11 protein-coding genes are annotated in these 12,190 nt (G+C 40.3%); 7 read left to right on the top strand and 4 right to left on the bottom strand.

Annotation, left to right across the window (positions count from 1 at the left end; genetic code table 11):
• Positions 1-76: 76 nt before the first annotated feature.
• A complete protein-coding gene (locus tag H9I37_RS01000) occupies positions 77-1,198 on the bottom strand; it encodes a glycosyl hydrolase family 18 protein (RefSeq protein ID WP_187380624.1) in 1,122 nt (373 codons plus the stop codon).
• 175 nt (positions 1,199-1,373) lie between these two features.
• On the opposite strand from H9I37_RS01000, the gene H9I37_RS00995 reads away from it, so the two are divergent.
• From H9I37_RS00995 to H9I37_RS00965, 7 genes are all read left to right on the top strand, one after another.
• The gene (locus H9I37_RS00995; RefSeq protein ID WP_187380622.1) at positions 1,374-1,871 is read left to right on the top strand and encodes a YchJ family protein; all 498 of its coding nucleotides are present in this window, start codon (positions 1,374-1,376) and stop codon (positions 1,869-1,871) included.
• A gap of 27 nt (positions 1,872-1,898) precedes the next feature.
• Positions 1,899-2,681 carry a 23S rRNA (guanosine(2251)-2'-O)-methyltransferase RlmB gene (gene rlmB / locus H9I37_RS00990; RefSeq protein ID WP_187380620.1) on the top strand — a complete coding sequence of 261 codons (783 nt, stop codon included), beginning with the start codon at positions 1,899-1,901 and terminating at the stop codon, positions 2,679-2,681.
• A gap of 49 nt (positions 2,682-2,730) precedes the next feature.
• Positions 2,731-3,633, top strand: coding sequence for a PAQR family membrane homeostasis protein TrhA (gene trhA / locus H9I37_RS00985; RefSeq protein WP_187380619.1), 903 nt, complete (start codon positions 2,731-2,733; stop codon positions 3,631-3,633).
• A gap of 168 nt (positions 3,634-3,801) precedes the next feature.
• Positions 3,802-5,634: an aspartate--tRNA ligase gene (gene aspS / locus H9I37_RS00980; RefSeq protein ID WP_187380618.1), complete on the top strand. Its 1,833-nt coding sequence runs from the start codon at positions 3,802-3,804 to the stop codon at positions 5,632-5,634.
• 105 nt (positions 5,635-5,739) lie between these two features.
• Entirely contained in the window at positions 5,740-6,363 is a 624-nt protein-coding gene (locus tag H9I37_RS00975) for a biotin transporter BioY (RefSeq protein WP_187380616.1), read from the top strand.
• Positions 6,363-7,124, top strand: coding sequence for an energy-coupling factor ABC transporter ATP-binding protein (locus H9I37_RS00970; protein ID WP_187380615.1), 762 nt, complete (start codon positions 6,363-6,365; stop codon positions 7,122-7,124). Before H9I37_RS00975 ends, H9I37_RS00970 begins: the two co-directional genes overlap by 1 nt.
• A complete protein-coding gene (locus H9I37_RS00965) occupies positions 7,121-7,807 on the top strand; it encodes an energy-coupling factor transporter transmembrane component T family protein (protein ID WP_187380614.1) in 687 nt (228 codons plus the stop codon). The genes H9I37_RS00970 and H9I37_RS00965 overlap by 4 nt, the downstream gene beginning before the upstream one ends.
• Positions 7,808-7,819: 12 nt before the next feature.
• Here H9I37_RS00965 and H9I37_RS00960 read toward each other — a convergent pair whose 3' ends face one another.
• From H9I37_RS00960 to H9I37_RS00950, 3 genes are read right to left on the bottom strand one after another with little or no spacing between them, the layout of a single operon-like run.
• Positions 7,820-8,875 carry a biotin--[acetyl-CoA-carboxylase] ligase gene (locus H9I37_RS00960; RefSeq protein WP_187380613.1) on the bottom strand — a complete coding sequence of 352 codons (1,056 nt, stop codon included), beginning with the start codon at positions 8,873-8,875 and terminating at the stop codon, positions 7,820-7,822.
• A gap of 20 nt (positions 8,876-8,895) precedes the next feature.
• Positions 8,896-9,198, bottom strand: a complete 303-nt coding sequence (locus H9I37_RS00955; RefSeq protein ID WP_187380612.1) for a hypothetical protein — start codon at positions 9,196-9,198, stop codon at positions 8,896-8,898.
• Positions 9,195-12,098 carry a DNA translocase FtsK gene (locus H9I37_RS00950; protein WP_255422451.1) on the bottom strand — a complete coding sequence of 968 codons (2,904 nt, stop codon included), beginning with the start codon at positions 12,096-12,098 and terminating at the stop codon, positions 9,195-9,197. The genes H9I37_RS00955 and H9I37_RS00950 overlap by 4 nt, the downstream gene beginning before the upstream one ends.
• Positions 12,099-12,190 lie beyond the last annotated feature (92 nt).

Here is a 12,190-nt window from a genome sequence, read left to right as displayed (position 1 = left end):
AGTGAAAAGAAAGCCATGTAGCAATATTTGAAAAAATCAGTTGCAGTCATTCAGCTTTGAATTAGCGTGCTGAAAATCAGTTGTTGGGGAATCCTCGTACTTTAAACCAATCCCAGACAGACGGATCTTCTTGTCCAATTCGCCAAAAACCCATCTTTTTTATGCCGGCGTTTTCATATATTCGCGCAAGATTGACAACCGAATACGCATCGTTAATATAGCCTGTAACTTCTACTTCTGTCGTGTATTTGAATGCAGGAATGCCGTCTTCGTATTTCACTTCCGTTACTTTGTGTTCTGTCATTATTCTGTTTGCTCCGCTGTAATACCAAGCCCCTGCCGTTGTTTCATTTGCCCACGTTCTTCCGTAAAATGGCAATCCTATTATCAGTTTTTTTTCAGGGATTGCCTGTTTTGCATAGTTCACTATTTTTTTGCAGAATTCCGCTGATGCAACAGGGCCTGGAACTCCGTTGCTCCAGTGTTCATCGTATGCCATGACAAAAATGCGATCACAGTAAGTTGCAATTTGAGAGTAAGGGTAAACATCTTCTTGTAAAAGTTTAAAGCGGGCAGGGACGCACACGCTGAACCATTTTTCTTTTCCGAGCATATATCTTAAATCTGCTAAAAACGAAATGAAGGCTTTTTTGTCTCTGGCAGGGACCAATTCAAAATCAATTTGGACGCCGTCGTAAGCGTCCGCCGCTTTTACAATCTGCTTGATAATTTTCATGCGCACATCATATTTTTGAGAAAGCACAAAGTGAGTCAGCGATTTACTTTCGCAGACAATTACAAGGTGGCTTCGCGCTTTTCCGATGTCGAGGCTTGAACGCTTTGGAACGCCGACCAATTCTCCGTAACAGTTTATTTCGGCTGCAAAAAAACACACGTCTGTCAAAGGAATCGACCGATTGTATTCGTTTGAACGTGATTGCATAACATAACCCCAGCTTTCCTGCAATCGCACGGGGTTGCCTTCCGGAGATTTGAATGTATACAAAGGGGTCATGGGTTCTTGATGTTTTCCTTTTTCTTCCGGAGGAATTTCAAAGCCCTCATTTTCAGAAGAAACCGGAAGTTCACCCGGTTCCGTATTTTCCGGCAATTCTTCCAATTTATCTGATTTTCCACGAGCCGGGCAAACAGCAGCAAAAACAAAAAAGCAAACTGATGCAAAAATAATTTTCTTCATAGATTTATTATCGGAGAAATGATTAAAAGCGTTATAGCCGTGATAATTGTTTGAAACTTTACTTCAGTTTTAGAAATCCGTAGCAGCGCTTTAATTTGAAAAGGTCGTGTATTCTCGCCCCTGCAAAACTTTCGCTAAGTGACATATTTGTATAAATTCATTAAAATATCGAAGTATGAGTATAAATAACGATTTATGTCCTTGTGGTTCAGGGAAAAAATACAGTGAATGCTGTGAACCGATTATTAAGGGAACTGTGAAAGCTCCAACCGCAGAAGCTTGTATGCGTGCACGTTACTCTTCTTATGTAAAGCACGAGATTGATTACATCATTAATTCTTGTGAAGAAGGAGAAGGAATAGGTGAAGTTGATCGTAAGGCGACAGAAGACTGGTCAAAACAGGCTACGTGGAATGGGCTTACGATTTTGCGCACTGAAAAGGGTGAAAAAGAAAACGAAGCTGTTGTAGAATTTAAAGTCGATTACACTCTGCACAATATGCACGATATTCATCACGAAATTTCTTTGTTCAGAAATATTGACGGTGACTGGAAATACGTTGCAGGCAATGTCATTCCGACAACTGTAAAACGAGTCGGTGCTAAGGTGGGACGAAATGATCCGTGTCCATGTGGCTCCGGGAAAAAATACAAGCAGTGTTGCGGACGATAATTTCTGTTCTGAGGGTTTATATAAATAATGACAAAAATTATAACAGGCTTCCATTCCATCGAAGAAAAAGTGAAAGCCGTCTCTGTTAATCAGAATTCTCAAGGCGCCCATATTTATTTCAGCAAGCAGGGTCCAAGAGTAAAAAAAATTCTTGCAGAAGCAGGAAAAGCCCATATCCTTTTTGAACAAGTTGATGATAAAAAGCTCAATCAACTTGTCTCTTCTCTTGAAGAGCCTCTGCGAGACCATCGCGGAATTGTGATGACTGTTGAACTTAGCAAAGATGATGCAAAAACTTCAAATATTGTAGATTTTGATCAGATTTTGCGGATTTTTTCTAATCAAAAAGGGCGACAGACAGTTGTCGTCCTTGATTGCATAACAGATCCGCACAACATTGGTGCAATCATCCGCAGCTGTGACCAATTCGGGGTAAGCCTTGTAGTTGTCCCTGAGCACAACAGTGTAAGCGATATCGCAGGAAACGAAGTTATCGGTCGCACGAGTGCCGGTTCGAGCGCTTGGGTTCCGCTCTCTGTTGTAAACAACCTTGTCAGGGCTGTTGAACGCCTTAAAGATTCCGGATTTTGGATTTACGGGGCAGATGCCGGCGGAGAATCTCTTGGGAAAATAGAGTTTCCAGAAAAAACTTGCATAATAATGGGAAGCGAAGGGACGGGCATATCTCAGTTGCTTGCAAAAAAATGTGATTCTATTGTTTCAATTCCAACATGCGGAAAAATTGACAGCCTTAACGTTTCTGTTGCGGCAGGCATTTTTCTTTACGAATTGTATCGTCGACAAAATTGACAAATAATGTCATTGTGTAGTATATTAAACAAAAATTAAGAGGTTACATATGTCTAGACAGGATGAAATCGCTGAAAAAGCAGTGCGCAGATCAACATTAAAATCTTTGAAAAAAAAGAAGAGAGTGCGCATTAAGCAGCTTAAAAACGATTATGAAAATGCTGTCCGAGAGGTCAATCTGCAATACGCTGAAGATCCGGAACGCCTCAAGGCAAAGTATGCGGCTTCAGATTATGCTAAAAACGAACGGGCTAAACGACTTGCCGAAAAACGCATTGCTGCCGAGAAACGCCGCATTGAAGATTCTAAAAAAGAACGTCATCTGACTTTAAGCGAAGAGATTGGAAGTTCAATTGTTCAGGGGATTGGAGTTGCATTGTTTATTGCGGCAACTGCTATCTTAGATACTATTGCTGTTTCAAAACTTCATGAATATATAAATATCACGATTGTGTTCTACTCTTTGTTTGGCGCAGCGATGATTTTGATGTATCTTTTTTCATTGTTACATCATGCGATTCCAAATTTTACAGCAAAAGAAGTTTTTAAAAGACTTTCTCATATCTGGGCATTTTTAATCATCGGATTTGGCTACAGCGTCTATACAATCACAAAAATACAAGGGCTTTTCGGCTGGATTTTGTTTGGAATCGTTTGGGGAATTGTCTTTGTGGGAATTATGTTTTATGCAATTTCGGGAAACCGGTTCGCAAAATTAAACGTTGTATTGTATTCAATTTCTGGATTCTCTGGATTTTTGGCAGTGCGACATCTGTACAATGCGCTTTCTGTGCGAAGCTTGAGTATGCTGATTTTGGGTGCTGTTTTTTATCTTCTGGGAATTGTGTTCTATAATCTTAAAAAAGTAAAATACATGCACTTGATAAGCAACATCTTGATGTTGTTTGCAAGCGTTTATATTTTCTTCTCTCTTTTCTTTATTTCGATGTAAAGTGAAAATGGCGTAAGATAAGGCTTTGTTTTTAATATGTATTCACAGTGATGGATACATATTATTGACGCAGCTCATGAATTAATTTCTTGCTGGATGCGACATAGCGATGCTCTTTTTATTACGCCAATTGTACAAGTTTCATCATATCACTAAAATAATATCACTATGGAAAATTCAAAGAGAACAGTTACCTGCGGAGAGCTGACTAAAGCTGACGTTGGTAAAAAGGTTGTATTAAATGGATGGGTGAGCCGCACTCGTAATCTTGGGGGGCTTGTATTTATTCGTCTGCGGGACCGTTACGGCATCACACAGGTGATGGTTGGAGACAATGCCGGCGATAATATTAAAAAAATTGCATCGAGCCTTAAAAGCGAATATTGTATCGCTGTGGAAGGCGTCGTTGCTGCCCGTGCTGAAAAAGATATTAATAAAGAAATGGCTACAGGTGAAATCGAAGTTGAAGCGACAGATATCGAGATTTTCACAGTTTCACAGGATTTGCCATTCTCAATAGAAGAAGTACGACAAAAAGACGGAACTCTCGTGATTCCAAATGAAGATTTGCGGCTGAAATATCGTTATCTTGATTTGCGCCGCGATCCTATGCAGCAGAATATTATTTTGCGTTCTCAAGTTACGTTTGCAACTCGTGAGTATTTGACATCAAAAGGCTTTTTGGAAATTGAAACTCCAACATTTATAAAATCAACGCCGGAGGGAGCTCGAGACTATCTAGTTCCTTCTCGTGTTCATCCCGGAAAATTTTATTCTTTACCGCAGAGTCCGCAGCTTTATAAACAGCTTTTGATGGTATCTGGATTTGATAAATATTTCCAGATAGCGCGCTGTTATCGTGATGAAGATGCACGCGGAGACAGACAGCCTGAATTCACTCAGATTGATATGGAAATGAGTTTTACAAACCGTGAAGAAGTTCTTTCTACGACTGAAGGAATGATGCAACACATATTTAAAAAGACACTCGACTACGAATTGCCTGCTAAATTTGACCGAATTTCTTGGGAAGACGCTTTTGATTTTTATGGAAGTGATAAACCCGACCTCAGGTTTGATATGAAGATACAAGATGCCTCTTTCATGGCAAGCCTTGCAGACTTTAATGCATTTAAATCAGGGGCATCTGCTCCGGGAAGAGAAGTTCAGCGTCATAAAAGAAGCGGATTAAAAGCTCTTGTCGTAAAGAATGTTGCAGATAAATATTCAAGAAAACATATTGAAGCTTTGGAAGCTGTTGCAAAAACTTATAAAGCGAAAGGGCTTGCATGGATGAAAGTAGATGCACAAGGCGTTTTCGAAGGGGGAATCTCTAAGTTTTATGCAGGAAAAGAAGCTGAAATTTGTTCCAAACTCGGTGCAGAAAAAAACGATCTTCTGCTGTTTGTAAGCGATGAAAATTGGCAGCTCGCATGTACAGCGCTCGGGGCTGTCCGCAAACAGCTTGGAAAAGATTTGAATCTCTATAATCCAGAAGACGAATTCCATTTTGCATGGATTATAGATTTTCCATATTTTGCATTCAATGAAGAAACTCAAGGTTGGGAAACAGAACATCACATGTTTACGTTGCCTCAAAAACAATACTGGAACACTCTTGAAACAGATCCGGGCGCAGTAAAAGGAGATTTGTACGACTTAGTACTGAACGGTTATGAACTTGCATCAGGCTCAATGCGTATAAACGACCCCGACCTTCAGCAGAGAATTTTTAAAATTGTAGGTTATAGCAACGAACGCGCAGAAAAAGCGTTCGGGTTTCTCGTTCAGGCATTTAAGTTCGGTGCGCCGCCTCACGGAGGGATTGCTCCGGGACTTGACCGCCTGATTATGTTGATGAGGCACGAAGAATCGATTCATGAAGTAATCGCATTCCCAAAAAACAATCTTGCAGCGTCTCCAATGGATGAGTGTCCTAGTGTAGTTGACCAGCAGCAGTTAAAAGACCTTCACATAAACGTATACGATACAGAAGATTAAAATTTCTCGAGTTTTTTACATTGTATTTACTCTGTTTTAGATTGTAAACCTTGAGATAAATTTGTGGTTTACAATCTTTTTTCAATCGGCTATACTCATCGCATTATGAAAAACAAAAATATTTTAATTTGTTGTTTTGTGGCATTGTTTGCCGCTCTGATTTGTGCCGGCTGTTTTATCAGAATTCCTATCGGAACTATCCCGATTGTCTTACAAAATGCGCTGTGTATTTTGACTGGCGTTCTGCTCGGTGGTGTTCTGAGCTGTGCTCCAACAGCTTTATTTTTGTTTGCTGGATTTATCGGATTACCGGTTTATTCGGGAGGAACGAGTGGCATTGCTGTTTGGCTTGGCCCAACAGGCGGATTTTTGCCGGGCTATTTGTTTGGAGCACTTGTCGCAGGGCTTATAGCAGGAAAACCTTCTGTTGCTGAAAAAAAGTTGAGTTTTGCTCTTGTCCTTAGAATTGTGTGCGCATTTTTTATAGGGATGATTGTTTTATATATTCCTGGAGTTATTCGCTTTAGTTATTGGGCGAGTGCAGCAGGTAAAATTCCGGCTGACAAAACTGCTTTTAGATTCACGATGGGAGCTTGTGTAATTCCTTATGTTCCGGGCGACATTTTAAAAATTGCAATCTGTACTCCAGTTGCTTTAAAACTTCGTCCTGTTTTGGCGCAATATCTATATTCGAGGAAGTCCGACAGAGTTCACCAAGCTGAAAAATAATGGGAAGTCTTAAAGTAGAGCATATATATAAAACATTTGATATCGGCTCTGTTGATGGAAATTGTGAAAGCGTGATGACCGCACTCTATGATGTGTCTTTTGAAATTACAGAAGGAACATGTGTTGTCTTTGGTGGAGAAAACGGGTCTGGGAAAAGCGTTTTGATGTCGATTATCGCAGGGATTGAAGAGCCTGATAAAGGAACTGTCAACGTTGATTGTGGAATTCCGTCTGGGGAAAAAAAAGTTGGACTTGTTTTTCAGGAAGCTGAGACTCAGATTCTTGGAGAAACTCCGTCTGAAGACATCGCTTTCGGACCTAAAAATCTTGGCTGGAATCGGCAGCGAGTTGAAGAGGCTGTAAAATCGGCGTTGGAAAAAACAGGCTTAACCGCAAAAAAAGATTTTCCTGCACGATTTTTGTCTGGTGGCGAAAAAAGGCGGCTTGCTGTTGCGTGCATGCTTGCTATGGATCTTCCCGTGATTATTTTAGATGAACCGTATGCAAATCTCGATTATATAGGTGTGAAACAGGTGAATCAGCTTTTGATTCGGCTCAAAAAAGAAGGAAAAACAGTAATAGTTCTCACCCACGAGATAGAAAAATGTCTTGGGCTCGCCGATAGGTTTATCGTTCTGTTTCAAGGGAAAAAAGTGTTTGATGGAGCTGCATCCGATGCTGTAAAACAAAATCTCGAACAGTGGAATATAAGAAATCCGTTTAACAAATATGAATCTGTTTCCGACTTAATCTGGCGATGAAATATTCTGCATTCAGTTATAAAAATGGAAATTCTCTAGTTCACAGGTGCCCAGCCTGGATAAAAATTATTGTAATTCCAATTCTAAATATCTTATTCTTTATAATGCCATGGTATTTTGCAGCAGCTTTTGTATTATTTCAAATAATCCTTGCATACTGTTTGCATTTTACAACAAAAGAACAATTGACAGATTTGAAACCTGTAATCTACTATGGCGCAATTCTCTTGATCGCAAAAGTCATCCTGGTAACTTTTACAAAACTTTTTGGAGAACAGATTCCAAAATATAATTTTACTTATATCAGCGATTTAAAGTTACTCGCAAAAGAATCACTGCCTACGGGAATCATGCTGCTCAAACTTTTTTGTGCAATGCAGTGCGCTTCGATTGTGTTTCGCACTTCAACTTCTTTAGAGCTTCGTGAGGGAATTGAAACAATTGAAAGAGCAGTCCGCAAAATCATGCATCTTAGGCAGAGGAATACAATCACGGCTCTTCTGTCGATGTTCGTTACTTTTATTCCGATTGTTACAAAAATTTGGAATCAAGCAGAACGTGCATGGAAAGTCCGCTGCGGCAAAAAATCTGTAAAAATGTATTTGATTTTGATTCCGGTTTTATTTTCGATTGGAATGAAACAAGCTTACAACGCTGCAAAAGCTTTTTCGGCAAGGAGCTGATAAAGCCTTAAATCAAATGTTTCCCGACCCGATGCTGACTTCGCCGGAACTCAAGGTCTTTTGAACGCCGTCTTCATTTTCGATAATCAATCCGGCTTCATCTGAAATATCGATTACAGTTGCCGAATAAACTGATTTTTCATCTCCGATAATCGGATGAACCTTAATCTTTTGCCCAATTAAAAATGACGCAGCTTTGTATTCTTCCATGATTTTAGCAGGATTTTCTTGGAGAACGCTGATTGTCTGCCCGGCAATTTCTGCGGCGAGCTGTACGCGAGACACATGATGGTTTTCTTTTGTCGGATTTTCTTCGAGTGCGCCGGCAATTTTTTTAACTTCATCAGGAAGAATTTCATTGGGCTGAATATTTACCCCGATTCCGATGATTGCAGATTCTATAGTTCCTGTTTCAAAATTTGTAAAGCCTTCAGTCAAAATGCCGGCAATTTTTTTGCGATTGTAAAAAATATCGTTTATCCACTTGATTGAAGTTTCAATTCCGTAAAGTTTTTTTATAGCGCGATTGACTGCAACTGCCGTAAATGCCGTAGTTTTTGCAGGATTCGTGATTCCCCCTTTTGGAGCGTAAATTAAGGTGAGATAAATTCCAGTTTTATACGGTGAATAAAATGTACGGCCAAGCCGGCCTCGTCCGGCAGTCTGACTTTCGGCAACGATGACTGCATTGTGATATTTTTTGCCGGCAACTGTCAACCGACCTCCGGCATCACGCAGATTTCCACAGCCAGTCAAAAGACGTTTCGCATGCGTGTTTGTGGAATCTATTTCTTTGAAATACTCGACGTGATTTTTTGCATAATCCGGAAAACGTATTTTAAATTCTTCATTGAACAATTCCAGTGAAAAAATATCTGCGTCGCCGCATAAAATATAGCCGCCGTTTGGAGTGCCTTCGATATGGCAACCCTCGCTGCGAAGCGCATTTACAGCTTTCCAGATTGCAGCGCGGCTTACATTGCATTTTTCTGCAAGAAATTCACCGGAAAGCTGATTTTGATTTGAATTATTTTGAAGAAAATTGAGGACTTTTTCTTTTGTTGTCATAGCTTTTTGTAACCTGTTTTTTATCTAAAAGCAATCATCAAAATTGCCAGCGCAACTACGAGAAAAATCATATAAATAAGAGCCAAAAGATTTGAAAGAGCAGGAAAGCAAATCAAAAGTATTCCCCAAACAATTGTAAATGCTCCCAGCGAAATTGCGACATAACCGGAACCTTTTGCCCGAAATGAGTTTTTTTGCAGAGAGGCTTCTGTTTTTTCCCGAGATGCGGAGTTGAGCCTTTGTAAAAACTTTTCTGAAAGAAAATAAATTCCTGCTGCGACAAAAGCGATTCCCGCAATTAAACTTAAGATAAACAAAATCATGGAATTTGAATCACCTCGCGAGGTTTACTTCCGTTTGCAGGACCAACAATTCCTCTTTCTTCCATCTCTTCTACAAGGCGGGCGGCGCGATTGTAACCGATTTTCAAACGGCGCTGGATATATGATGCGCTTGCTTTTCCTGCCTGAACGACAATTTCAAGAGCCTGGTCGTAAAGAGGGTCATCGTCAGCTATCGGTTCTCCAAATAAATCGCGTGCTTCATCTTCTTTGTCATCTTCAAAAAGTTCTTCATCTAGGTAATCAGGTTCGCCGTATTCTTTTACAGCTTTTACAACATCTTCAACTTCCTGATCTGTTACGAAAGTTCCTTGAATACGAATTGGAGCAGGGTCGACGGCAGAGGCGTAAAGCATATCGCCACGCCCAAGAAGTTTTTCTGCGCCAACGGTATCTATGATGATGTTTGAGTCTGTTCTGGAAGCTACCATGAACGCAATTCTCGTCGGGATATTAGCCTTTATCAGCCCTGTGATTACGTTTACAGAAGGCCGCTGGGTTGCAAGGACGAGGTGAATTCCGACTGCACGTGACATTGCCGTGAGGCGGGCTACAATGCTTTCAAGCTCTTTTCCGCTTGTTGCCATTAAGTCAGCAAATTCATCGATGATAACGACGATATACGGCAGTTTTTCGGTGCAGATTTTTTGTTCGTTTATTTTCTGATTGTAATTAGCGATGTCGCGAACGCTCATACTGTCGAGCAATGCGTAACGCCTTTCCATTTCGCACAAACACCATTGAAGAGCTTTTAGTGCTTTTTTCGGTTCTGTGATTACAGGAGTCAAAAGATGAGGAATGCTGTTATACAGTTTAAGTTCAACAACTTTAGGGTCTACGAGTATCAGTTTTACGTCGTTGAACGAGCGTTTGTACAAAATTGAAAGAATCAGAGAGTTTACACAGACAGATTTTCCAGACCCTGTTGCTCCTGCAATAAGCATGTGAGGCGTTTTTGCAAGGTCTATCAGTTGTGCTTTTCCAAGTATGTCTTTACCGAGAATCACAGGGACTGCCATTTTTGACCATTCAGGCAAATTCATCTCTATGATTTCGCGGAAGCCTACAACGCTGCGGTGCCTGTTTGGAACTTCGATTCCAACTGCCTGCTTTCCGGGGATTGGGGCAACAATTCTGACTGATTGTGCTGCAAGGCTTAGGGCTATGTTATCTTGGAGAGCAACAATCTTGCTCAGTTTTACACCCGGAGCTGGTAAGATTTCAAACATTGTGACAACAGGACCTTTTTTAATACCTATAATTTCTGCTTCAATATTGAATTCCCCAAGAGTCTGTTTAAGATTCAGTGCGGCTTGTTTTGTTTGCTCGTCGATCAACCAATACTGGTCGTCTTTATATGCAATCAGCAAATCTGTTGGGATTGTATACGGACCCTTTTTTACTGCAGTATTTGATTTTGGTGCTGATTCCTGCTGCTGTGCATTAAAAAAGTCCGAGAGCTCATCGGCTGTCAGATTGTTTGCGTACACGAGGCGTTCTTCAAAATCAGGCACAAAAGATTGCGAGACAGGGTTGCCAAACAAATCAACTCCGGAGGATTTTTTTTCGGCAGGCTCTGATTTTGTTTCATCATTTTTAATTTGTGATGCATCTTCTTTATCTTTATAGTGAGAAAGCTTATTATCTTGGTTATCCATTGAGGCTCGAATTTCCGCTTCCATCTCTGAAAAAACATCGGAAGCGTGTTCGACTTTGACAGCTTTGATTTCTTTTTCTGTTTCTAGCACTTCGTCTTCTGTTTCCTGCGGAATTTCTCGTTCTGCCTCGGCTGCTTCGGCTGATTCGGCGGGGTTCCAATACACATCGGAAAGGTCTGATTCAAAATCGTTTTCAATATCAAAGCTGTCCGTGCCGATGCCGTCTTCCTCAATTCCGATATCCGGGAAAGGGAGTGTTTCATCTTCTATATACGAGTCATACGAGTCGTCATCGTCAATATTCTGTTCTTCAACATCGTATGCCTCAAACACTGGAGCGACAGCCTCTTCTATTTTTGGCTCAATTTCCGGCTCTTTTGGAGGAAACTCTAACGCAGGGTCGTCAGCATCAAAATCTGCATCGTATTCAGGAGGAAGCGTCTGTTGCGGAGGCGGAAGGTCAGGCCATTCGAGTTCTTCTACAGAACCGTTCTGTTCCGGCTGCTCAGTAAGTGCGACAAATTCTTCCTGTGTAATCATTGAAGATGGGGTTGAATTTGTATTGTCTTCATTTGTTGAATATTCTTCCTTTTGCTCAACTTTGGAAAGTTTTGAAAGCGCTTCATCAAAAACCTGTGATTTACTTTCAGAATTCTCTTGTACGATGGTTTCTTTTGTATCAGATTCTGCGATTTGCGGTGCTTGCTGTTCTTGTTGCTCATTTTGTTTGAGGGCGGCAAAATCGTCATCATATCCTTGCGATTTAATTTTGTGTTTTAGGTTTTTTTTTGCAATTTTATCAGCCAAAATTCCTGCGGCAAAATATTCAATTACAACAAGCATAACGCCAGTTACAATTGTTACGGCAATTTTTACTTCGGGAAAAGATGTATTGTCCAGGTTGATAATTGAACGGCATATATTTTCTGTGATTACACAAGTAAAAAATGGTACAAGAGCTGTTAAAAATCGCATCGTTTTTCTTGCAGTCCATTCAGAAGCGAAACATGAAAGGCTTGCTGTCAAAAGGAATGCAGGAATCAAAATGCTTGAAAATCCATAAACGGAATAAAGCATATCGCCAAGCAAAAATAAGATGTTATTGTGTCCAGGTCCTGCTGCGCCGAAGTCTAGCGGTAAAAGAATCATGCTTATTGAAAAAAGAGCAGCGAGAGCTAAAAGGACAGCTCCGGTAATAATGCTGTATTTATTAGATGCTTTCATAGTTCCATTATCGGAAAAACAAAAAAACTTTTTAGCATTAAAAACGATTTATTTTTTGCTGCTTTTTTATTTGATTTTTGTTGTTTGAAAAT

The organism is Treponema sp. Marseille-Q3903, assembly GCF_014334335.1.
Classification (GTDB): Bacteria; Spirochaetota; Spirochaetia; order Treponematales; family Treponemataceae; genus Treponema_D.
This window is presented reverse-complemented; position numbering and strand designations above follow the sequence as displayed.

What these genes read in the sequence shown, in the direction of transcription:
- H9I37_RS01000 (WP_187380624.1), bottom strand. Translation starts at nt 1,198, where the DNA reads ATGAAGAAAATTATTTTTGCATCAGTTTGCTTTTTTGTTTTTGCTGCT.
- H9I37_RS00995 (WP_187380622.1), top strand. Translation starts at nt 1,374, where the DNA reads ATGAGTATAAATAACGATTTATGTCCTTGTGGTTCAGGGAAAAAATAC.
- rlmB (WP_187380620.1), top strand. Translation starts at nt 1,899, where the DNA reads ATGACAAAAATTATAACAGGCTTCCATTCCATCGAAGAAAAAGTGAAA.
- trhA (WP_187380619.1), top strand. Translation starts at nt 2,731, where the DNA reads ATGTCTAGACAGGATGAAATCGCTGAAAAAGCAGTGCGCAGATCAACA.
- aspS (WP_187380618.1), top strand. Translation starts at nt 3,802, where the DNA reads ATGGAAAATTCAAAGAGAACAGTTACCTGCGGAGAGCTGACTAAAGCT.
- H9I37_RS00975 (WP_187380616.1), top strand. Translation starts at nt 5,740, where the DNA reads ATGAAAAACAAAAATATTTTAATTTGTTGTTTTGTGGCATTGTTTGCC.
- H9I37_RS00970 (WP_187380615.1), top strand. Translation starts at nt 6,363, where the DNA reads ATGGGAAGTCTTAAAGTAGAGCATATATATAAAACATTTGATATCGGC.
- H9I37_RS00965 (WP_187380614.1), top strand. Translation starts at nt 7,121, where the DNA reads ATGAAATATTCTGCATTCAGTTATAAAAATGGAAATTCTCTAGTTCAC.
- H9I37_RS00960 (WP_187380613.1), bottom strand. Translation starts at nt 8,875, where the DNA reads ATGACAACAAAAGAAAAAGTCCTCAATTTTCTTCAAAATAATTCAAAT.
- H9I37_RS00955 (WP_187380612.1), bottom strand. Translation starts at nt 9,198, where the DNA reads ATGATTTTGTTTATCTTAAGTTTAATTGCGGGAATCGCTTTTGTCGCA.
- H9I37_RS00950 (WP_255422451.1), bottom strand. Translation starts at nt 12,098, where the DNA reads ATGAAAGCATCTAATAAATACAGCATTATTACCGGAGCTGTCCTTTTA.